The sequence below is a fragment of the Pandoraea captiosa genome, from assembly GCF_902459775.1.
Classification (GTDB): domain Bacteria; phylum Pseudomonadota; class Gammaproteobacteria; order Burkholderiales; family Burkholderiaceae; genus Pandoraea; species Pandoraea captiosa.
Window position 1 is genome coordinate 136,278 of the sequence record NZ_CABPSQ010000003.1, and the last position, 22,230, is coordinate 158,507.

General features: G+C 59.6%; 21 protein-coding genes and 1 pseudogene. 12 read left to right on the forward strand and 10 right to left on the reverse strand.

From position 1 onward, the window contains the following. Window positions 1-21: 21 nt before the first annotated feature. The 5 genes from PCA31118_RS11135 to PCA31118_RS11155 all read right to left on the reverse strand — a co-directional run bounded on the left by PCA31118_RS11135 (window position 22) and on the right by PCA31118_RS11155 (window position 4,364). On the reverse strand, window positions 22-1,416 hold the full coding sequence (locus PCA31118_RS11135; RefSeq protein WP_174990431.1) for a 4Fe-4S binding protein: 1,395 nt from the start codon (window positions 1,414-1,416) through the stop codon (window positions 22-24). Between the two features lie 234 nt (window positions 1,417-1,650). Then, window positions 1,651-2,487 carry an FTR1 family iron permease gene (locus tag PCA31118_RS11140; RefSeq protein ID WP_150625304.1) on the reverse strand — a complete coding sequence of 279 codons (837 nt, stop codon included), beginning with the start codon at window positions 2,485-2,487 and terminating at the stop codon, window positions 1,651-1,653. A gap of 77 nt (window positions 2,488-2,564) precedes the next feature. Further along, window positions 2,565-2,888: a cupredoxin domain-containing protein gene (locus PCA31118_RS11145; RefSeq protein WP_044458456.1), complete on the reverse strand. Its 324-nt coding sequence runs from the start codon at window positions 2,886-2,888 to the stop codon at window positions 2,565-2,567. Window positions 2,889-2,984: 96 nt separating this feature from the next. Further along, a complete protein-coding gene (locus tag PCA31118_RS11150) occupies window positions 2,985-3,581 on the reverse strand; it encodes an iron transporter (protein ID WP_174990454.1) in 597 nt (198 codons plus the stop codon). A 321-nt stretch (window positions 3,582-3,902) separates the two neighbouring features. Next, complete coding sequence (locus tag PCA31118_RS11155; RefSeq protein WP_150625306.1) at window positions 3,903-4,364, reverse strand: Lrp/AsnC family transcriptional regulator; 462 nt, start codon at window positions 4,362-4,364, stop codon at window positions 3,903-3,905. Between the two features lie 474 nt (window positions 4,365-4,838). Here PCA31118_RS11155 and PCA31118_RS11160 point away from each other — a divergent pair, with 474 nt between their 5' ends. The 5 genes from PCA31118_RS11160 (at window position 4,839) to PCA31118_RS11180 (ending at window position 8,592) form a co-directional block, all read left to right on the forward strand. Beyond that, window positions 4,839-5,627 (forward strand): amino acid ABC transporter permease, encoded by a 789-nt coding sequence (locus PCA31118_RS11160; RefSeq protein ID WP_150625307.1) that lies wholly within the window; start codon window positions 4,839-4,841, stop codon window positions 5,625-5,627. Next, on the forward strand, window positions 5,624-6,277 hold the full coding sequence (locus tag PCA31118_RS11165) for an amino acid ABC transporter permease (protein WP_150625308.1): 654 nt from the start codon (window positions 5,624-5,626) through the stop codon (window positions 6,275-6,277). Before PCA31118_RS11160 ends, PCA31118_RS11165 begins: the two co-directional genes overlap by 4 nt. Next, window positions 6,261-6,989, forward strand: coding sequence for an amino acid ABC transporter ATP-binding protein (locus PCA31118_RS11170; protein WP_150625309.1), 729 nt, complete (start codon window positions 6,261-6,263; stop codon window positions 6,987-6,989). The genes PCA31118_RS11165 and PCA31118_RS11170 overlap by 17 nt, the downstream gene beginning before the upstream one ends. Before the next feature lie 132 nt (window positions 6,990-7,121). Beyond that, window positions 7,122-7,916, forward strand: a complete 795-nt coding sequence (locus PCA31118_RS11175; protein WP_150625310.1) for a transporter substrate-binding domain-containing protein — start codon at window positions 7,122-7,124, stop codon at window positions 7,914-7,916. Between the two features lie 256 nt (window positions 7,917-8,172). Then, window positions 8,173-8,592, forward strand: coding sequence for a c-type cytochrome (locus PCA31118_RS11180; RefSeq protein WP_150625311.1), 420 nt, complete (start codon window positions 8,173-8,175; stop codon window positions 8,590-8,592). Between the two features lie 18 nt (window positions 8,593-8,610). Here PCA31118_RS11180 and PCA31118_RS11185 read toward each other — a convergent pair whose 3' ends face one another. Both PCA31118_RS11185 and PCA31118_RS11190 read right to left on the reverse strand, forming a co-directional pair. Beyond that, entirely contained in the window at window positions 8,611-9,411 is an 801-nt protein-coding gene (locus PCA31118_RS11185; protein WP_150625312.1) for an HAD-IIB family hydrolase, read from the reverse strand. Window positions 9,412-9,577: 166 nt separating this feature from the next. Further along, entirely contained in the window at window positions 9,578-10,168 is a 591-nt protein-coding gene (locus tag PCA31118_RS11190; protein WP_246190212.1) for a superoxide dismutase, read from the reverse strand. 167 nt (window positions 10,169-10,335) lie between these two features. Between PCA31118_RS11190 and PCA31118_RS11195 the strand changes: the two genes are divergently transcribed. Then, window positions 10,336-12,102, forward strand: coding sequence for a DUF1254 domain-containing protein (locus PCA31118_RS11195; RefSeq protein WP_217431263.1), 1,767 nt, complete (start codon window positions 10,336-10,338; stop codon window positions 12,100-12,102). A 244-nt stretch (window positions 12,103-12,346) separates the two neighbouring features. Here the strand turns inward: PCA31118_RS11195 and PCA31118_RS11200 are convergent, their stop codons facing one another. The 3 genes from PCA31118_RS11200 to PCA31118_RS11210 form a co-directional block, all read right to left on the reverse strand. After that, a complete protein-coding gene (locus PCA31118_RS11200) occupies window positions 12,347-13,381 on the reverse strand; it encodes a cation diffusion facilitator family transporter (protein WP_150625314.1) in 1,035 nt (344 codons plus the stop codon). Between the two features lie 63 nt (window positions 13,382-13,444). Further along, window positions 13,445-14,419, reverse strand: a complete 975-nt coding sequence (locus tag PCA31118_RS11205) for a class I SAM-dependent methyltransferase (protein ID WP_150625315.1) — start codon at window positions 14,417-14,419, stop codon at window positions 13,445-13,447. Window positions 14,420-15,135: 716 nt separating this feature from the next. After that, complete coding sequence (locus PCA31118_RS11210; RefSeq protein WP_174990432.1) at window positions 15,136-15,693, reverse strand: hypothetical protein; 558 nt, start codon at window positions 15,691-15,693, stop codon at window positions 15,136-15,138. Between the two features lie 77 nt (window positions 15,694-15,770). On the opposite strand from PCA31118_RS11210, the pseudogene PCA31118_RS11220 reads away from it, so the two are divergent. The 6 genes and pseudogenes from PCA31118_RS11220 to PCA31118_RS11245 all read left to right on the forward strand — a co-directional run bounded on the left by PCA31118_RS11220 (window position 15,771) and on the right by PCA31118_RS11245 (window position 22,148). Next, window positions 15,771-16,893, forward strand: a pseudogene (locus tag PCA31118_RS11220) (IS3 family transposase). Next, window positions 16,878-18,263, forward strand: coding sequence for an MFS transporter (locus PCA31118_RS11225; RefSeq protein WP_246190187.1), 1,386 nt, complete (start codon window positions 16,878-16,880; stop codon window positions 18,261-18,263). The pseudogene PCA31118_RS11220 and the gene PCA31118_RS11225 overlap by 16 nt, the downstream one beginning before the upstream one ends. Before the next feature lie 288 nt (window positions 18,264-18,551). Then, window positions 18,552-19,898: a hypothetical protein gene (locus PCA31118_RS11230; RefSeq protein WP_150625318.1), complete on the forward strand. Its 1,347-nt coding sequence runs from the start codon at window positions 18,552-18,554 to the stop codon at window positions 19,896-19,898. Window positions 19,899-20,691: 793 nt separating this feature from the next. Beyond that, window positions 20,692-20,865: a type II toxin-antitoxin system RelE/ParE family toxin gene (locus tag PCA31118_RS27650; RefSeq protein ID WP_425495346.1), complete on the forward strand. Its 174-nt coding sequence runs from the start codon at window positions 20,692-20,694 to the stop codon at window positions 20,863-20,865. A 3-nt stretch (window positions 20,866-20,868) separates the two neighbouring features. After that, the gene (locus tag PCA31118_RS11240) at window positions 20,869-21,183 is read left to right on the forward strand and encodes an addiction module antidote protein (RefSeq protein ID WP_150625319.1); all 315 of its coding nucleotides are present in this window, start codon (window positions 20,869-20,871) and stop codon (window positions 21,181-21,183) included. A gap of 242 nt (window positions 21,184-21,425) precedes the next feature. Next, window positions 21,426-22,148: a hypothetical protein gene (locus tag PCA31118_RS11245; protein WP_150625320.1), complete on the forward strand. Its 723-nt coding sequence runs from the start codon at window positions 21,426-21,428 to the stop codon at window positions 22,146-22,148. The last annotated feature ends 82 nt before the right edge of the window (window positions 22,149-22,230 follow it).

Consider the following 22,230-nt stretch of genomic DNA (forward strand, 5'->3'; position numbering starts at 1 on the left):
GCGCGCCCAGCGCGGATGGCGTTACCAGATCCAGAACATCAGCAACCAGAGCCAGTTCACGAGCGCGAGCGCCGCCACAATCCCGGCCATTCCGGCAAAACGCCGCACCAGCGACGTCGCGTGACGCCCCGTAACGCGCCAGCCCAGCCAAAGACTCCACAGCGTGGTCACGGCGAGGATTGCGGCGCGCACGTCGTTTGCCCAGTAGATGGGCAGATGCTCCGCGCGCAGCAGGCTGACCGTCGTGGCCGACAGGCCAATGAACACGCCGGCGCCGGCAATCGGAATGAGCGACTGCACGAGATGATTGAACCGCGAGGTCTGCCACGGGCCCATCGCCCGGTTCGCCAACGCGAAAATGAGGCTGAAGGCCAGCCCCAGCACGAGTCCGTTGCCGAGGATGTACGTCACGACCATGGCGCCGTCGAGCCAGGTGAACACGTCGCTCTGTTCGGGGTAATTGGTGAAGATGAACCACGGCGCGTTCGTCTCGAACGGCCACATGATGTCGCGGTCGATCAGCCAGGTCGCCAGCGCCGTCTTGGTCGCAACGAACCACGGATTGACCGTCCAGTGGAAGGCGCCGATGGCCACGCCGAGCAGACCGAAGTTCACCAGCACGCTGTCCCACAGGCTGTTGTTCTCGGTCGCACCGTACTTCACGATCTCTTCGCTGGGCGAGCGGCCGGTGAGCGAAATGGCGTCCCGATGCCCGGCGCAGCGACCGCACATGTGACACTGCGCGCCGCCCTTCATATTGCGCAGCGGCACGAGCGGCGCACAATTGATCGGGATGATCTTGTGACCCTTGGTGTTGTACGACTGGCGCCAGGCGTCTTCGTTGACCTTGAAATGGAACGGTGCGAGGCGCGCGAGCAGCGAGAACACGCCATTGACCGGGCACAGATACTTGCACCACACGCGCTTGTCGCGTCCGTAGAAGTAGCCGATGACCATTGCACCGATGGTCGAGCCGCCCAGCACGAGCAGCACCGCCTTCGGGTATTGGTAGACGCTGACCATCTGACCGTACAGCGTGGTGCCGGCGAAGGCCACGAACGGCCAGCCGCCCCAGCGCATCCAGCGCGGAATGGCGCGGCCCTTGCCGTGGCGGCTGGCGAACTCGGAAAGCGTGCCTTCCGGACAGAGCACGCCGCACCACACGCGCCCCATGAGCACCATGCTGATGAGCACGAACGGCCACCAGATGCCCCAGAAGGTGAACTGCGCGAAGACGGTGAGGTTATTGAGGATGTGCGCCGTTTCGTCCGGCAACGGCATGACCACCGGCACGCAGATGAGGAACGCGTACACCAGCACGATGGCCCACTGCACGCCGCGGATCAGTTTGCCGTGGCGTTGCATCCAGAGGCCCAGTCGGGCCAGTCGGTTCGGGACGGTGATGGCGATGCTCATGCTCAATTCTTGCGTCGGTGGTGCGTCGGTGTTGCTTCGGTGGTGCGTCGATTTTGCGTGATGCTGCGGGGTACGACGTCGGGGGACGATCTGCGCGTGCCGCCGGATCTCGTATGCCGCGTGTCCGGTCGATCCGTCTCGGCGGCGCCGGGCGGAAACATTGCCGGGCGCCACTCAGGTTGCGTTGCTGCGCGGGCTTCCGCCCTTCTGTGCCTCCTGGCTTCCGTGCTGCCTTCAGGCAGGTTTCACTTGCTTGGCCGGCGTGCCTGCCCGCTTGAGCAGCGCCCACATGAACAGCCAGTAAGCCACGTACACGAGCAGATTCATGCCGGACGGATGCGCGCGGTAGCCAGTCAGTGTAGCCACGAGGCTGCCGAACGGGCTGGCGTCATCGAGAATCGCGGAAGTATCCCACAGTTGGTCGACCAGTGTCGGCACAAGCTCCAGCGAGATCAGGCGATCCAGCCCTGACTCCAGCAACCCGGCCGCAAGGAACAGCAACATGATTTCGGTGACGCGGAAGAACAGACGCCACGAGAAGATCTTCCCTCCAAGCTGCAGCAGCCAGAAGGTGACGAGCGCGAGCACGAACCCGATCGCCACGGCCAGCCACATCGACATCGGTACGCTGCCGCCCTGCCCGAAGCCCAGGCCATAGAGGAAGATCGCAGTCTCGCTGCCTTCGCGGGCAATCGCCAGTGCGACCAGCACCAGCACGCCCCACCAGGTGCCCTGATCGTGATTCTTCTGCAAGGACGATTCCATGTCGCGCTTGAGCGTTCGCCCATTGCGCTTCATCCAGAACACCATCTGCACGATCAACACGCTGGCAACGAGCACCATCGCGGTCTGAAAGTAATCCTGCGCGTCACCGGAGAGCACTTCGGTAAAGCCCACGAGCGCTGCGCCAAGCGCGATGGCCGCCGCAATGCCGAGCGCGACACCGGCCCACAGGTATGGCAGACCGCGTTTGGCGCCGTGATCCGGATTGGCCAGCCAGGCATGGAGAATGCCGACGACCAGCAATGCCTCGACGCTTTCGCGCCAGACGATGAACATGACCTGACCCATCGTGTGATTCCTTTGTATTACTTGTGCTGCGTTACGTGTGCTGCGGTGTGCCTGGAACGACTCGAACCTCGACCGGCTTACTTGGCGACGATGACGCCCTGCGCCTGCTGGTGGAAGTCATCGAAAAACTTGTACTCGCCCGGTTGCAGCGGTGCGATCACCACAAACGACTGCGCGCCCGGCGCCAGCACCTTTTCCTTGCGCAGTTGCAGGCTTTCGAACTCGACGGCATTCGTTCCGGTGTTGTGCACCTCGATCTTGATGCGCTTGCCGGCCGGCACTTCGATACGCGCCGGGTTGAGCTTGCCGTTATTCATTTCCAGCCTGAAGGTGGGCAAGTCATCGGCACGGGCAAGCGATGCGCCGCCCAGTGCGAACAAGGTCACCACCACGGCCGTCATCGTGGCCAGCAGGCGCGCGATGCGCTGATTCATCCTTCTGCTCCAAACGAAAACAGCGCTGGTCGACAGACCAACGCTGCATCAGATTACCCCGGCTCAGTAGCCGCCCTTCTTGCCGATACCCGAGAACGTGAAGTCGACGACCTTGGTGATGGGCTTGAACCACGGACCCACGCCGGTTTCCTTGTCGATGTGTCGACCGAAGCACCACGGACCGGCGCCGCCGTGATCCATGTGGCCACCGGCCATCGGCTTCGCATTCTTGTCCACCACGCAGCCGAACTCCTTGAGCGTTCCCGGCGCGTTGACGACCATCGTCAGTTGATACTTGCCAACCCCGTTGAGCTTCACGTTGTCGCCGTAGTGCGGGCCGTCGCTGGCCACCATCGGCATCATCAGACCTTGCACGGGGGCGCCGTCCGGCTTGCCGTCTTTCATCTTCTGAAGCTTGTAGGTGATTTCAAGACCCGGCACCCAATCGCCTTCGGCGTAGCCGTTCGGGTTGTTCTTGAGCGCGTGAATGTCGGCTTCCAGATGCATGTCCGATTTGGCGGCCTCGCGCATCATGCCGACCGGTTCCATCGTGATCGGCTGGAGGTACACGGTGTTGATTTCCATGCCCCCCGCCTCCAGCGGTTTGCCAATCGGAAACTCGGCGGCCTGAGCCATGGTGGCCGCACCGGCGAGCAACATCGCTGCCACGAGGGATTTCACGCGCATACACACTCCAAATTTATGTCGAGAAGTTAATGCAAACAATTCTCAATAAGTTTAGCACTAACGCCGAGGGCCGACAAACCTGCCGAGTCAAGAGATGACGGGGAAATTTGGGAAGTGATACGGGTGGCGCGAGTGCTGGCGGGGCTGTGAGGGCATTCTTAGGCGCCGGTTACGGAAAATTACCCGGGCGCCTGACCGCGTCCTGACCCGGTCGACGCCAAGTCAGCGGACGCGGCGGCTAAACGTCACGAGCGGTCACGGCCGACACCATAACCGCCCAGGCTTAGCGAGGAATTAGGGAAGCACGCCACCCCGGTCGATCTTGCGCGCGAGTACGACTGACGTCGTGGTGCGCGTCACGCCGTCGATTTCGCCGATGACGTCGAGCAGTGCGTCGAGTTGATCCGCCGACGCCGCGTGCAGCCACGCCACATAGTCGAACTCGCCGCTCACGGAGCACAGCAAATGGATCTCCGGCATCTTGTTCAGGCGACGCAGCACGTCGCGCCCCGAGCGCGGTTGCACACTGATTCCCACGCAGGCCTGCAACCCGCCGCCGGCGGCGTCCTGCCCGAGGCGGACCGTGTAGCCGGCGATGACACCGGCTTGCTCCAACCGGCCAATACGCGCAACTACGGTGGTGCGCGCCACGCCCAGTCGCCGTGCGAGATTCGCAGTGCTCTCACGGGCGTTCACCCGCAACAAGGCCAGCAGGTTACGGTCGAGTTCGTCGAGAGCGGTCGCAGAGAGCGTCATCTTTTGTCGTCTTGTATTGAAGCAAGTCGGTACGATCACGGCGTGATCGGCCCCCGTCGGCAAGCGGAAATTATAGGGCCGCCGCACCGCTTGGCACGGAGTTTGGACGCCGCGTCCCTGCTGCCGTCATTGTCACGCCACGCGTCACGGCATCCACATCTGAAAGCTCAAGAGATACGATGACAAGGGTCTGCCGCGCCCCGCCATCAACCCGACGTTGAGGGCGGCTCACCCGATGCGGCACACCTCCAGTACGCCGGCAAACGCGCTTTAACCCTTGTGTTATCAAGGCCATAGCCAAGGGTATCCCCCCAACGACCAGCTATTGACAACCCCAATGGCCGGTGCGCAAAATCACATCACTTATATGACGACGTACAAGAAAGACTCACCAACGTAGCCACGGGTCTCGTCACCGCAAAGGCTGCTGTCTGGCGCGTCGGCCCCAAACGTCACCGGAGACAGGCGTTTGCCATGCATTTCTCGTTGAACTTTGCCCCACTGGTGCCTTATTGGCCGGTTTTCCTTGAAGGCGCATGGCTCACACTGAAGATGACCGTCTTCGCTGTCGTCATCGGTACGGTACTCGGCACGCTGGTGGCATTCGCCAAACGTAGCCGTCATCGCCTGCTGTCGCGTCTTTGCGCCATCTATATCGAATCGGTACGCAACACGCCGTTCCTCGTTCAGATCTTCCTGCTGTACTTCGGTCTTGCCAGCATGGGGGTGCATTTGCCGACGTTTACGGCGGCCGTGCTCGCCATGGTCATCAACATCGGCGCGTACGCGGCAGAGATCATTCGCGCGGGCCTCGAATCGGTGCCGCGCGGTCAGATCGAGGCGGCCGAATGTCTCGGCCTCTCGAAATGGCGCATCGCGTGGCACGTGATGCTGCAACCCTCCATCGAGAAGGTGTACCCGTCGCTCACCACGCAGTTCATTCTGATGATGCAGGCCTCGGCCATCGCGTCGCAGATCTCGGCAGAAGAACTCACCGCAGTCGCCAACACCGTGCAGTCGGACACTTTCCGCTCGCTAGAGACTTACATCGTCGTCGCAGCCCTGTACCTGGCGCTCTCGCTGCTCGTGAAGCTCGTGGCCTGGGCGGCCGGCGAGTACTTCTTCAAGCGCCGCCGTACCGTACGCCGCGCTGCTGCGCTCACGGCGCAAGCTGCGCGCCGCCGTGCCGCCGCTGTGCGTGCCGGTCATCCGAACGCCCCCGGCGCGTCGACCGGCAACGCCACGCAACGGAGCGCGTCATGATCGGCAATTTTTCGCTCACGTATCTGGGCTACATGGTCCAGTCGATCGGCTGGACGCTGGTGCTCTCCGCCCTGGCCTTCGTGCTCGGCATGGCCGGTGGCTTCGTGGTCATGCTCGGGCGCATTTCGCCGCGGCGCTGGCTGCGCCTGCCCACTCAGATCTTCATCGAAGCGATTCAGGGCATTCCGCTGCTCATTCTGCTGTTCATCGTCTACTTCGGTCTGTCGGTGTACGGCTTCGAGCTGCCTTCGATCGTGGCGGCAGCCCTCGCCCTGATGGTCTACACGAGTGCATATCTCGGCGACATCTGGCGCGGGTGCGTGGAGGCCATGCCGCGTGCGCAGTGGGAAGCGGCGGAGTGCCTGTCGTTCTCGCGCTGGCAAACGCTGCGTCTGGTGATCATTCCGCAGGCGGTGCGTCTGTCGCTGCCGCCGACCATCGGTTTTCTGGTGCAGATCATCAAGATGACGTCGCTCGCATCGGTCATCGGCTTCGTCGAACTGACCCGTGCGGGACAAATCATCAACAACTCGATTTTCCAGCCCTTCCTCGTGTTCTCGCTGGTTGGGGTGTTTTATTTCGTGCTGTGCTACCCGCTCTCGCGCTGGAGCGCATCACTGGAGGACAGGCTCAATGTCGGCAATCGTTAAGGTCAGCGAAATTCATAAGCGCTTCGGCGACAACCCCGTGCTCAAGGGCGTGTCGTTCGAAGTGGAGCGGGGTCAGATGGTCGCCATCATCGGCGCCAGCGGCTCAGGCAAAAGCACCGCCTTGCGTTGCATCGACCGTCTGGAGACCATCGACGAAGGCACGATCGAGGTGTGTGGACTGCGCGTCGAAGATCCGTCCATCGACCTGCATCAACTGCGCCGTGAAGTCGGCATCGTCTTCCAGAGCTACAACCTGTTTCCGCATCTGAGCGTGCGCGAGAACATCATGCTGGCGTTGCGCCATGTCAAGCGCATGGCGCGCAGCGAAGCCGAAGACGTCGCCAAACGTGTCCTCGCCCAGGTGGGCCTCTCCGACAAGGCGAATAGCTATCCGGAACAACTCTCCGGCGGTCAGCAGCAGCGCGTTGCGATTGCACGGTCGCTGGCCATGTCGCCGAAGGTCATGTTGTTCGACGAAGTGACGTCCGCACTCGATCCGCAACTCACGGGCGAAGTGCTGCGCGTGATGGAAGATCTCGCGGCCGACGGCATGACGATGCTGCTCGTGACGCATGAAATGGCGTTCGCCAAACGTGTGGCCGACCAGATCATCTACATGCATCAGGGCAAGGTATGGGAAGTCGGTCCGGGCGAGATGCTGGACAACCCGCAAACGCCTGAACTGCGCGCATTCCTCGCGAATGGGCTGTAAATCGCAAGGAAGGCGAAAGTACGCCGAAAGGACGCCGAAACGACGGCGGATGCACGACGCCCGAGCGCACTCGTGCGGGGCGTGCCGGTCCATCCCATGGCAGGACAACCAACATCCGAAGGAGACCACTGCATGAAACTCAAGACGTTCCTCACCCAGGCCTGCGCCGCCGTTGTGCTTGGCGCGATGGCGCACGCAGCGCTTGCCGACCAGCTCGACGATATCAAGAAGGCCGGCAAGATCCGTGTGGCCATCGCCATGGGTACCCCGTTGTACTCGTATGCCGACGCCAACCTGAAGCCCGTCGGCTCGGACGTCGAGACAGCCGAGCTGCTGGCGAAGGATCTGGGCGTGAAGCTCGACATCGTGTCGGTGACGAACGCCGCACGCGTGCCGACGTTGCAAGCCAACCGTGCCGATCTCGTGGTGGCCGACCTGTCGATCACGCCGGAACGCGCTCAGGTGGTCGACTTTTCGATCCCCTACGCTGTCATCTCGATCATCGTGGGCGCACCGAAGAGCATGAACATCAAGAGCTATGCGGATCTGGACGGCAAACGCGTCGGCCTCACCCGCGCCACCGTGAACGACACGCTCACGACCGCGAACGCCAAAGGCGCGCAGATCGTGCGCTATGAAGACGACGCCACGCTGATCACGTCGATGGTCACGGGGCAGGTCGATATCTTCTCGAGCACGCCGTCGAATCTGGGCGAAATGCAGAAGCGCGCCCCCGGCAAAAACCTCGAACTGAAGTTTGCGCAGAAGGAGTTCGATCTTGGCATTGCCCTGAACAAGAATCAGCCGGGCCTGAAGGACTGGGTCAACAACTGGGTCAGGACGAACCTGAAAAACGGCAAGCTCAACGAGATCTACAAGAAATATCACGGCCGCGATCTGCCGGAGAGCGTGACGAAAGGCGCATAAGTCGATCGCCGGGCCGATGGCGACATCCGGAGAGGCCGTCCTTGCCTGAGCGCAAGGACGGTTTTTTTTTCGCCGTCTTTACTGGCAGTCCTGCATGGAAAGGGGTAAGTTAGCGACTTGCTTTCGCACCCCGGCGCGGCGCTGTGCTTGCCATGGACTAGCCACGTGACGGCTTTGTCCTGACCATGGCGTTGCCAGACAACCGCCGCGCGCCATTTATGCACGATCCGCGCACCTTCGGGTGCGACACGCTCAGATGACGGCTCCTTACGCGTTTTTTGCCCTTCCGTTTTCCTTCGCCGCGCGCGGCTGTGCCGGCGCCCTCGCTCTGGTACTGTGCGGCGCCGCCGCGCCAACGTTCGCCGCGGGCGATATCGACGCCGGCAAGGCGTTATTTGCCTCGCGCTGTGCGTCGTGCCACGCTGTCGGGCCGATGGCGGCCTCGGGCTTCGGGCCGCAACTCAATGGCCTGTCCACGCGCCGTGCGGGCAGCCTGAAGGACTACGAGTACTCGGCGGCCATGAAACAGTCCGGACTGGTGTGGGACGACAAGACGCTCGCCGCTTTCATCGCGAATCCCGGCAACACCGTACCGGGCACGAAGATGCGCTTCTGGGGAATCGGCAACGAACGCAAGGTCGCGGACCTGATCGCCTATCTGCGCACGTTCAAGTGAGTCGGGGCGCTTGCGCAACTACCGTTTCGACGTTGTGTGGAGATGGCGCGACGCAAGAATCGCATCCGCAAATTCCACAAAACCCGTGCCACCCGGCCCTCGCGTTACCCAGCGCGGTGGCACCGGCAATTGCGGCAGATAGTCGACGACCGTGCTGACGCCCGCAGTGTGTTTGAAATAGCCGAACATCGGCGCATCGTTGGTCGAGTCCCCCGAGTAGGCGATCCATTCCGACGCCGCATCGGCGTCCACGCCATACACGTCGTCGAGAATACGCAACGACATCGAGAGTTTGTCGTAGCCGCCTATCCAGCCCAGTACCCAAAGATTGTTGACGGTGGCGTTCGCCCCGGCCTGCGTCAGCACGTCGAGTATCCGTCGATCCGACGCCTCGTCGCCGCGGCGATAGGCCAGACTCGTCAGTCGAAAGATCTGGTCGTCGGCATGCGCCGCTTCCGGCAAGGCGTCCTTCACCCGCTGCGCGATTGCGCGCAACTGTGCCGCTATCTGATCGAGGCGATCGTGCGTATGCCAGAAATGCCGCTCGACGTGATGGCCGTCCGGTCCTCTGCGCAGGAATAACCCGCCGTTCTCCGCAATCACCCCGTCCACGGGCCACATTCGGGCCATCTGGTCGCACCATCCGGCAGGCGCAGCGGTCACCGGAATGACACGAATCCCCGCCGCTTCGAGACGCGCCAATGCGTCATACGTCGGCGCGGACAGACGTCCCCGGTAGGTGAGCGTTTCGTCCATGTCCGTCAACACGAACCGGACGTCAGAGAACTGATGGGGAGGTGCGAGAGAGAGCGCTTGCATGACGGTCGAAATACACGGACAGCGTTCGATTATGCGGTGCGCCCCTCTCGTCGCATAGTCAAAATACGCATATGCATATGGCGCGACGCGCCGTTCATGGCAATTGCGCGGCGTGACATGCCGAATCCCCAGCGATCCGAGATTCGGCAACACCCACGCAACCGCTTCAGATGCGCGCGTAATTCTCCGAAGCGAACGTCCAGTTCAAGGTCTTCGCAATCGTTTGTGCGAGATAGTCCGCACGGCGATTCTGATAATCGAGGTAGTACGCGTGCTCCCATACGTCAACGGTCAGCAACGGCAATTGTCCGTGACGCGTGAACGGCGTCTCGGCGTTACCCGTTTTCACGACGGCCAGTTCACGCCGGTCGTCGACGACGAGCCATCCCCAGCCACTGCCGAATTGCGATGCCGACACCGACATCAGTTGCTTCGACAGCGCCTCGATCGAGCCGAATTTTGCGACGATCGCATCGTTGAGCCGTGCGTCCGGTTTCGTTTGCACGGGGCTTAGCGATTTCCAGTAGAAGTTGTGATTCCAGGCCTGCGCCGCGTTGTTGAAGATGTCTTCCATGTCCTCGCGACCATGCGACTTGACGATGAGCTGTTCAAGCGTAGCGTTGGCGAGCGGCGTGTCGGCCAGCAGCTTTTTCAGGTTGGTGAAATAAGCCTGATGGTGCTTGCCGTAGTGAATCTCGACGGTGCGGGCAGAGATGACGGGCTCAAGCGCATCCTGCGCGTACGGAAGCTTAGGCAGCGACTGCGGCGACGCACCGAGATACGTGAGAAGCGTTGCTTCCTCTCGTCGATTGGCGGCGTTGGACGCGCGGCCCGACGCGGTCGTTGCGGCAAAACTCAGGTTCGGCATGACGAGTGCAGCCGCGCCCAGCGAACCACTGGCGAGCATTTCACGGCGAGACAGGCGTGTTTCAGACATGGTCATTTCCGTTTCGTTTGGGGGGAAGACAAGGCGCATTCAACGCGCCCGCTTGTTCTCATAACGATTCACGGACCGGGGTTATTCCATCGCGTGCGGAAAAAATTCCGCCTGTGGGCGAAGGGGCCACATATGCCACCGGCCGGTCCCCCAGACGTTTCGGACTGGAAATCAAAAACGTTGACAAAATCCCACTCACCGCCAATGATCTAGCGAGCTTTTGCGCAGTCGGCAGCGCCATGACGACCGACATCTCCAAATCATCGCCGGATCAACGCAAGACCTTGAAAAGCACCTCTGAATCACCCGGATTTCCCTCACGTAGAAGATGGTTTTCATTGGAACCCATGATGAGAAAAAATCTAAGCGCGGTGTTCGTCTTTTCACTTCTCGCATCTCACCTGGCACTGGCCGCCGCGCCAAAGGTCGATAACGACGCGGTCGTCGAGCGACGGGCCGTGGAGGCCGTTATCTGGGGCATGCCCGCGGTCAATACCGAACTGATGTTGCAGGCCATGCAGCGCAGCACGTCGGCCCGGGAGAATGAGGTCGTCTACTGGTCGAAGCCGGTGAACTGGAAGAACCAGACCCTCACGCCGAACCCCGATTCGATTTATTTCATGACCTTCGTGAACACGAAGGCGTCCGGGCCGCTCGTCGTGGAGATTCCGCCGGCGGACGGCGGTTCTCTCGCGGTGAATATCGTCACCACGTGGCAAATGCCCCTGGAAGACGCCGGCCCCCAGGGGGCGGATGAGGGCAAAGGCGGCAAGTATCTGATTCTGCCGCCGGACTACCAGGACACGCCGCCGCCGGGATACATCGCATTGCGATCCGACACGTATGGTGGCTTCACGCTGATGCGTTCGAACCTCGCGAGCCACAGCGATGCCGACGTCGCTAAATCGGTCGAGTACGGAAAACGCATCAAGGTCTATCCGCTGTCGCAGGCGAGCGCCCCGCCGCCGACGCGCTTTACCGATGCCTACGACGTGCTGTTCGACGCCACGATCCGCTACGACGCGAGTTTTTTCAAGACCCTGAACGACGTGGTTCAGAAGGAGCCGTGGATACAGCGCGATCGCGTCATGATCGACCATCTCGGCACATTGGGTATCCACAAAGGAAAGCCTTATCAGCCGGATGCCAAAACGGAGAAGATCCTCGACGCGGCGGCACGGCAAGCGCATGCGGAACTGGCCGCGCGCTACGACCGGGGGTTTGAGCGGATGGTGCCGGAATACCGATGGTTTCCCGCCGCGATGCCGGAAATCGCCAGAGCCGTATCCACGGGCTACGGGAACCCGGACGAATATCCCGTCGACGGGCGCGGCGTGACATACACACTGGGCTTTACGGGCATCAAACGGCTGGGGACCGCGCAGTTCTATCTGATGGTCGCCAAGGACAAGAACGGCAAGGATTTCGATGGGCGCAGCACCTACCGTCTGGTCGTGCCCCCCAACGCCCCGGTCGCGCAATACTGGTCGGCGACGGCGTACGATCGTCAGACGCATGCGCTGATCCGAAACATGCCGAAAGCGAGCGTTGCGTCCACGACCACGGGCATCGCAAAAAACGCGGATGGCTCCGTCGACATCTACTTCGGCCCGAAAGCGCCCCAGGGCAAGCAAGCCAATTGGGTGCCCACCGATCCGCACGGGAAATTCGAACTGCTGTTCCGGCTCTACGAACCCCAGAAGCCATTCTTCGACAAGCAATGGCGACTGCCGGACGTAGAGAAGATCGATTGAATCGGACTTGACGCCGTCGCGGGACAAATGGCTGTTTTCTTCAACGAAACGGCCATTTGTTTTTTCGACGTCGATCTCGTGGGGCATGCGGTCCGGGACGTCTATGTCTATCGGGGTGTCGCCTATCCGACGGCAGGGCAGTTGGTCAAAGGTCGCATCAAGTTGCCGACGGTTCGGCCCTACCTGGGTATCGGTTTCGGTCATCAACCCGACGCGGCGTCCGGTCGGTCGATGTCGGGGGTAATCACGCGTGAGGCGGCTGCGTGGGAGGGACTTCTCGGACCTGCGCCTCGCAGTCTTGCGTGCCGCCATGCTCGGCGGCACACTCGGCGTCCTCGATCTGAATCGTTGCGTGCTCGACGTTAAACCGTGTTGCCAGTCGCTGCTGCACGGCGATCATCGCGTCGCGCGCGCTCACGCCCGGCGCGGGCACCACGTGCAGCGTGATCATGTGACGCTCGCCCGTAATCGACCATGCGTGGATATGATGCACGCCCTGCACCTGTTCGACGCTCGCTTCGAGATCCGTCTTGATGTCCGTGGGATTGAGTGACTCCGGGGTACCTTCGAGCAGAATATGCGCGGACGATTTCACGATGCCCCACGCGCTCTTGAGGATGATGACGGCCACGAGGATCGACAGCAGCGGATCCACCGGCGTCCATCCCGAAAGCAGAATGACCACGGCGGCCACGATGGCCGCTGCCGAGCCGAGCATGTCGCCCAACACATGGAGCCATGCACCGCGCATGTTCAGATTCTCGCGGTTGCCGCCGTGCAGGACCATAAAGGCGGCGATGTTGGCGAGCAGGCCCGCAAACGCGACGATCAGCATGGTCTTGCCAACGACGGGAACGGGTGCGGCGAAGCGCCGTATCGCTTCCATGACGATCCATCCCGCAATGACGAAAAGCGCGCAGCCGTTCACGAAGGCCGCGAGCACTTCGAGCCGCTTGTAACCGTACGTCAGTTGCAACGTTGCAGGGCGTTTGCCGTAGTGGATGGCGATCCAGCTGAAAGCCAGTGCGGCCGCATCGCTCACCATATGCCCTGCGTCGGCCAGCAGCGCCAGCGATCCGGAGAGCACGCCGCCGACGATTTCGATGACCATGAAGACGGCAATCAGGACGAAGGCGATACCGATTCGTCGCTGATCGGTCACGCCACTGGCGTGGCTGTGGCCTGCATGACTGTGGCCTTCATGTCCGGCATGATCGTGGCTCGCGTGTCGGTGCCCCTCATGCGTGTTGCGTGATGTGTTCTGCGATGTGTCGGGCATTCGGGAACCTCACGTCAAGTTGAGACGATTCTAATCCCGGTCGTTGGCCATTGCCCGCGAGGGTCAAGCCTCCAATCTGCGCCCTCGCCCAATCACACCGTTCGGCCCGTAGCCCACATCGATTTCGACAAAACCAGCGCTCGAGAACCAGCCGGATACATCGGCAATGGACTGAGGATGATCGTGTGCGGGTGAATACATGTCGAACGTATCGAGAATCGCCCAGTCGCGGTTGATCTCGTCTGGCAGCCCCAGGTGGGAATACTCGCAGATCGGACTGATACGAGCGCCTGCACGGCCCCCGAGTTTGCGCAGCAGCTTTGTGACCGGAATCAATGGCGGGGTGGCCGTCGCCACGACCTTGTAGAGCGTTTGCGGGCTCATGCGCATTGTGATGGGGCGCAAGAGGTACTTCCATTGGAGCACCGAAATGACACTGCGCGTATAAGCGTCGACGACAAGTTCGCCGCCCGGACGTACCATGGCGGCAAGACTCTCGAAAGCTTTTGCGGGATCCGGTGTGTGCTGAAGCACCCCCAGACACATAACCTTATCGAAAGAGGCTCTTGCCAACGGGATATTGAAAATATCGCCCTGAAACAAGTTCAGATTTGGCGCATGCCCGTTGTTTGCCGCATTCGCATCGACTGCCGTCGAGTAGTCGAAGGAAAATACCGACGCTCCAGTTCCCACGAGGATCTCGGTAAACCTTCCCGCGCCGGACCCCGCCTCAAGCACCCGCTGTCCCTCCATCCGCTCAGGCCACTTCGTCACACCGAAAACGCGATCCCGCGAGATTGGCAAGCCGGTGTGGCTATCGAGCTGTGAACGGCGATGAATATTCCACTGGTATCCGAAGGAGGTGGCGTAATTATCCCTTGGCACGAAACGAGGAATTCCATTAATCACCGCATACGTGTGCTCGCAGGCATTGCATTTGAGATCGGCGTCCTCAGCGCGTTCGGCAGCGTGCTTCTTTTGCTCGGAAAACGCCTGAGACCCGCAATTCGGGCATACGTAATGTTCATAAGCGCTCAAAATCTCCCTCCCGGATTCCGATGTTAATAATTAAATTGCGCTTGAATCGCCCGTAAATATTTACTCCTTACAATCGCCTGATAACCCGTCCATTCCACGCCGATTTGCGAAGACATTTGCGGTCTAACGGTTCGTTGCATCTTTGGATGGTCATCGAAACAGCCTTCTTTAGTACACGGACCTCTGCTCACCCGATATTAGGATTTATCCCATCAAGACGGACGAACGTGTTGGTCTCCGATCAGATCAATAACATTCCATAAATCGATGAGAGTTTGATGCGCAGATGCGAGAGTTTCAACTGAAAGAAATTAGTCGTCGCATATTGCCGACGCCAGCCCGGCGCGGACAAGCTAGGCAAATGGTTGAATATGTCCGCGTTCGCCGTCCTCGGCCAATCACAACATCCGCCCCACGTAAATTGAGATGCGGCGTCCAGTCGATGAGTCGTTACGCGACCACCGGCTCTGATAATGCGTCCCATGAGGGGTCCGCGTACACACTGAATTCGAGCGGATACGGAGGGTGCGCGAACTCGTTTGTTAGTTCCTCGAAGGCCTCGATACGGTTGCGAGGTGCATAGGTCAGAGGCGATTGTTTCCTGAATCTTACCGCCAAGGTTTGTGAATACAACGTCCTTGAGAGTCCTAAAGGACACTTAAGCGGCGGCTCTTGGCCGACTTCAGCCGCTCGCGCGTCCTGGCGACACACTTGAACTACGTCCGGCGTTCCTGCAACGCATGCCGGATGGCTGTCGAGATCACTAGAACATCTTTGCGTGCCGGTGCGCCATTCCACACCACGAGCCAACCCATTAGACACACGCTTACCCCCCATACCAGCAGGAATACGGTGACTGTCAGTGAATTGAGAAGATTAGATGCTTGTGCAAGAGCTTGATAGAGGCCACCGAACAGCCCGCCGACGAGCATGACGCCCACCAATACCATGACTATTGCGGTAATGAAGCGGCTATAACCTGAAGACATAAACGATCCAACAAGTGACGACCCTTCGCCACTTGTCAGTAAGCGACCTCGGAACCGCGTGCCGTTTCCTCGCATGGCGACATGCGGGATGCGCAACTCGATAGTGTCGGCATTCACAGAGCCCATGGGGGAATTCTTGTCAGGACGCCATTCGGTGAGCAATTGCAACTGAGCAAGCGCCTGCGCACAAGGCAAAGAGCTTTGGAAGTTGATCGGCTCGCCATCGAATACCTTCGAAAGGAGCCTCGCTGCCCCTTTCGGGAGGAGGAGCGTTAGGAATTCCATCTGGCTTCAGATAGGTTGACCTGCTCCCCGCGATTAGTACGCTGACGATGTAGAGTCCGTTCCCAAGAGGAGCGGTCATGAAAAAGCGATTCACCGAAGAACAGATTATTGGCGTGCTGAAGGAGGCCGAGGCCGGCCTGAAGCCAGCGGAGCTGTGCCGCAAGCACGGCATCTCAGAGGCGACCTACTACAACTGGAAGGCGAAATTCGGCGGGATGACAGTCTCCGAAGCGCAGCGCCTGAAGGAGCTGGGGCAGGAGAACAACAAGCTCAAGCGCTTGCTGGCCGAATCGATGCTGGACAACGCGGCGCTGAAGGACCTGCTGTCCCGAAAGTAGCAAGCCCGCAGGCCAAGCGCGAAGCGGTCCAGATATTGATGACTGAACGCGCCATGGGTGTCACCCGGGCCTGTGGGCTGGTAGGGATTTCGCGCTCGCTGTTCCACTACGAACCGCGCCGCCGCGTTGACGATGAAGCGCTGACGGGGCGGATGATGGCCATCGCCGCGCAAAAGCGCCGCTATGGCTACCGCCGGATTCACGTGCTGTTGCAACGGGAGGGCTGGCTGGCCAATCACAAGCGCATCTGGCGGCTGTACAGCAAGGCGGGACTGAGCGTGCGCAAGCGGCGACGCAAGCGCATTGCGACCGTCGAGCGCACGCCGCTGCCGTTGCCAACCGGCCCGAACCAGAGCTGGTCGATGGACTTCGTTTCCGACGGGCTGGCCTATGGTCGGCGGTTTCGATGCCTGAATGTGGTTGATGATTACACGCGCGAGTGCGTGGCCATCGAGGTTGACACCTCGCTGCCGGCTTACGAGTGAAGCAAGTGCTTGAACGGCTCAAGGAGATGCGAGGCTTGCCCGCGTCCATCACGGTGGACAACGGTCCGGAGTTCGCTGGTAAGGTGCTCGATGCATGGGCCTACGAAGCGGGTGTCACACTATCGTTCATCAGACCCGGAAAGCCAGTGGAGAACGCCTACATCGAGAGCTTCAACGGGCGGTTCCGCGATGAGTGCCTGAACGAGCACTGGTTCGTCTCAATGCGCCACGCCAGGCAGCTGATTGAGGAATGGCGTATCGAGTACAACACCGAGCGGCCTCACAGCTCGCTTGGCTATCTGACCCCGGCGCAGTTTGCGCAGGGGCATGAGCAGAAAGTGTTTTTAACCCCGGACTCCACGTGCGCTTCGTACTAAAACCGGGGGCAGGTCAGGGTGATTTTGCTTCGACGCAGCGATTCTGGGCCATGATCGCGATCTCACTTGCAGTGGGGATGGCGACTCTCGATACGGCGATCACGAACACGGCACTACCGACTATCTCTGCCAGTTTGCTGGCCAGCGGTCCCGGGGTCATATGGGTCGTGACAAGCTACCAACTCGCAATGGTGGCTGCGATGTTGCCGCTTGCGGCAATCTGCGACGTACGTGGTCATCGCCCGGTGTTTCTTCTAGGTCTTTTCCTCTTTATCGTTTCCTCATTCGCATGCGGCGCAGCATGGTCGCTGCCGGCATTGATTGCGGCGCGTGCGATTCAGGGCTTGGGGGCCGCTGCGCTGATGGCAGCAAATACTGCGCTCGTCAGGCATTTGTATCCCGAGAATGAGCTGGGCAGGGGACTGGGGATAAATGCCGCTGTCATTGCCTTGGGCGTCGCAGCCGGGCCTACGGTCGCATCTGCCGTGTTGTCGTTTGCGACATGGCATTGGTTGTTCTTCATAAATGTACCGGCGGGAGCCGTGGCGCTTGCCCTTGCCTGGAGGCTTCTTCCCGCATCGATGCGGTCAACGCGCACTTTGGATGTGCCTGGCGCATTGCTTTGCGCGCTGACGTTTGCACTTTTCCTCTATGGCATTGGGGGGTATGCGCAAGGCGCCTCGCTCTGGAGCGTCATCATCGAGGTGTCGCTATCGGTTCTACTGGGATGGGCATTGATACGGCGGCAACGTCGTTCGGCGTTGCCGCTTCTCGCGGTGGACCTACTCCGTCTGCCCATATTTTCTCTATCGGCTGTTGCGGCGCTTTTCGCTTTCGTCGCCCAAGGATTGGCCATGGTCGCGCTTCCATTCTTCTTTCAACGCACTCTGGGTGTGGGGCAAGTGGAGACCGGATTGCTCCTCACCCCTTGGCCCGCGGTGGGCGGCCTGATGGCTCCCGTAGCGGGGCGCATGGCAGATCGTTTCTCCGCGGGGCTGCTGGGCGGCATGGGCATGCTCTTCCTGGCTCTAGGAATTGTGGTGCTCGCAATGTTGCCTGCGGGCGCCGCGCATGGCCTCATTATCGCGTGCATGATGATTTGTGGATTCGGCTTCGGACTGTTCTTATCCCCGAACCAACGGACGCTTATGGGAAGCGTACCGCGCACGCGCAGCGGTGCTGCCAGCGGCGTTCTCGGGATAGCGCGCATTCTTGGACAGGCCGTCGGAGCCATTTTGGTGGCATTGCATCTTCGAGTGTTGGGCCCCGTCATGGGACCGAATTTTGCACTCTGGGTGGGCGCAGGATTCGCGGGGGCAGCAGCGGTGGCGAGTGTTCTACGACTGGTTGCGGGAGCCCCGAGGGGGTAGACAATTCCCGTTCACGACGGCTGTCAGCACGATAGGCGTAAATGTCCGCCGACTTCAGTCTTTCAAGAAAGTCCTTTCAAACTGCATCAAAAATGGAGTAGGAGTGCCGGGGACCAGAATCCTATGCACAATATAATCACATACTTACTAAATCATGGTGCATGTATGGTGCACACAAAACTCACTCTCGGACATTGAAACAATATTGCATATGGGCCGCACGCAAAGTACTTGGCGGTCTTTTTTTGGTAACGTTCTCCCCACACGCAAACAACTACGGGGTAACAGATGACTGATAGCGAACATAATCAACTGCTTCCGAGGTTGGCCGATCAGCTCGACGAATTGGCAACTGCGGTACAAGCAGTGTCCTCAGACAAGCGGTCGCAAACGGAAATGTGGGGGTTCGCATTTCCGGCGCTCGACAGAATAGAGTTAGCGAGCGTTGCCAACATACTTGCCGACCGCATCAGAGAACATGCCCCTTTAGACATAGACGCGGACGAAAGCCAATGGCTAGTTGACGCCGCGTCGAGGGTTTCTGTGATCAAAGCCACCATCGTTCCTCAACTCTACGGCGGTAATCCCAATGCCGCCTCAGCATATTTGGTTTCGCTATATGGGCTTGAGCGAATCTTGGATCGTTTCCTTGGCTGGGACGGCAACCCCGAGATCGCCAAACTCCCGGCGAAATTGGCCCGCCGCGTCAGTGCTGCAAGCACACGAGTTGCGCACGTAGAACGCGATACGTCGGATCTAGAAGCGAAAGTCCAAGTGATTCTCTCAGCTCATGAAGCCGCAGATCAGTTGCCCATTGATCTGGATATATTGCGAGCGGCCTTGGACAATGTTAAATCGCTCGAAGAACAAGCGATCAAAGCTCAAGAGCGGATCAGTGGCGCGGAAGCGGCGATTTCTCACGCCAAGTCTGAGGCGCAGAAGCATGCAAACGATGCCGAAAAGCTAGTTAATCAATGTGATGAGGCTTATCGAATTACCACCACCACCGGACTTGCGGCGGCTTTCGACCAGCGAGGAGAGAAGCTGCGCAAATCAACTAACTGGTGGGTCGGATTGTTGGTCGTCGCTCTGGGCGCAGGATGTTGGCTCGGCGTACATCGCGTGGCAGCACTCTCATCGGTGCTTTCACGCGACACGTTGAACTGGGGGGCTATTGCTCTGCATATGGTTCTTTCGGTCGTCAGCGTCGGTGCACCGCTGTGGTTCGCATGGATTGCCACCAAACAGATTCAGCAGCGATTCAAATTGGCGGAAGACTATGCTTTCAAGGCTTCAGTCGCAAAGGCCTATGAAGGGTACCGAAAAGAGGCCGCACGCATAGACCCTGAATTCGAGGCTCGCCTGTTCGCTTCCGCGCTGACCAGATTGGAGGAGGCCCCGCTTAGAATGATCGAATCGGAGCCCTCTCACGGCGGCCCTTGGCACGAACTAATTGCGTCAGAAGGCTTCAAGCGGGCGCTGGAAACCTCTACCGACTTGGCCGAACGAGCATACGGCATTGCGTTGAGTGCACTGCCGTCGAAGCTCACGCGCTCGAAAGCCGCCAACGCAACAACTTCCGGCTCACCTGAATCACTCCACGGAGAATCCGGCCGGGACGCTGCTGCACAATGAGAAAAGGCCCTGACAAGTCAGGGCTTTTGAATTTTGGAAACGGGAGACGGAATCGAACCGAGGCACGCGGTTTTGCAGGCCGACAAATTTCTATATTTGTCGAATGGTCAAGAATAAAACCACCCGATCCGCCACGTCACCGCAGGAAGGAGGCTCGACACCGAGGCCCTCTATAGCATGCGCTCACTGCCCAATTGGACCAACAAACGCCGCTCCCGAACCGGTAACTACGATAAGTCGCCCCGAGACATCGATGCAATTTCGATTCTTGTAGTTCCCGCTCGGGACGTCGTAGCTTGTTCCGTTCACGGTCACCGACAACGTATACCCGTCGGCATGGCATACGCGATAGTTCCTAACCACCTCTCCCGAGTAGATCACATCGCCGCGGCTTCCGAGGTTGTCGATCAAACGGCACCCGGTCTCACAGTACGGCGACGCGAAATCCGTGCTGGCGAATGCGGTGCCTCCGAGCAATGACAACACTGCGAATGATGCCAGTAAAAGTGTCTGTTTCATTAACAACTCCCAGTTGGTATATCTACAGCGAACGGCATGTATCTTGGAAACTTTAGGAAAACGAGATACGACTCGCGCTGGACAATCGATATGGGCGTATGGAATTAGTCTATTTTTGTTGCAAAATCGTAACCCATGGATTACAGCTTGAGTCATGACGAAATTCCTTCAGCACCCCGAGCTCAGCAAGTGGTTTTCCGGTCTGCGGGACGGTAAAGGCATCGCGGCCATCGCGCAATGACTCGATCGTTTTGCCTTCGGCAACCGCGGCAGCGTGAAGTCGGTCGGCGAAGGAGTTTCGGAATTGAAGGTCGATGACGGCCCGGGCTATCAGGTGTACTTCGTGCAACGCGGGACAGTGCTCGTTGTGCTGCTCTGCGGTGACAAGTCGACGCAGGCAATAGACATTAAGCGCGCGAAGAACCTGCATGACTACTTGGAGCGTTGAGAAATGAAACTGAGAGAACTGAAAGAGTTTGACGCCGCAGAGGCGCTCGACGATGACGAGACGATCCGGCGTTACCTGTCGCCCGCATTTGAAGGCGGGGACTCGCGTGAAATTCTGCGGGCACTTGGCACGGTCGCCCGTGCGCGTGGAATGAGCGCGTTAGCCCGTGAATCGGGCGTTGCTCGCGAAGCGCTTTATCGCGCACTCTCAGACAGTGGCAATCCTGAGTTCGCGACCATCGTAAAAGTTGTCAGCGCCCTAGGACTGCGTCTGACGCTGACAACGCACTCCAACGCAGATGAGGCTTTACTTGACTAGGCTTAAAGCCCTTGTGGTGCCGGGGACCGGAATCCTAGTTTCAATTAAATCAACGCGATGCAATAAGCCGGGGCACGATTGGTGCACTCATTTGGACTAATGCGAAGGGTGATCAGACCTGGCGGGAGCGTTATCTCGGGCGAAGCTGGCACACTTCATGTAATGTGGCGCAGGACTATTCTCGAAAACAGGACATCATGACCTCAGCTGCAACGTCAATATCACGTGAACGACTTCCAGCTATGCGTCAGATGCGCCGCGCCCATCTCGAGACTCTGCTGGCCAATCAAGCTCACCCGGAGAAAGACCGAACGGGGAGTGCAACGAATTCGGTCGCCGGATCTCTTCGATTTCTCGCTGTTGCCGACTTTGTCCTCGATGGTGATGTCTCCTCATTTCGAGGGCTTTCGGCGAAAGCTGCAAATCAACGACTCAGCCTGTTGGTTCGCGGGTGCGACGGGGAGCAAATCTCGCCGTCGTATCTGTCGATGTCCAATTTCAAAAGCATGTTGACCGCGTTAGCGGCAGGTGAGTTTTCCCTGGCGTATGCGATCGCCCAAAATATGACCGCCAAATACGACTCGTATGACGATGCCCTGACTCGTGCGTTAGGTCGCAGCATCAAATACGCCGTACTTGATGAACCCGATGAAATGCGCGCGTGGACAGACAGGTTGGTGAAAGTTTGCGAGAAAAACAAGTACTCGGCGTTTCACGGCTATGCGAGCACAATGCAATCAATCGCCGGCCAAGACGTTGAGGGAGTAAGGAATGGTCTTGCGTCGATAGTCGCCGGTCACTCCAAACTCTGTCGACCCGGCGCATTATTTAGCTATACGGAAGACGAACTTCTTTGCATGTGGGGGATAGGCATGTCGAATCTAGCTGCGTCGAGAGGACTCCACGTTGAATTGGATCACGCGCTAATTCCTCGGGAACTGATGGTTCAGCCGCAGGGCGCGTGAGCAGTTGTCGCGCCACATGCCTCGTCGCCGCTGGAATATGACACGATGCCCGTGTTCGATAGCCTGTTCTGGCCGACTTCAG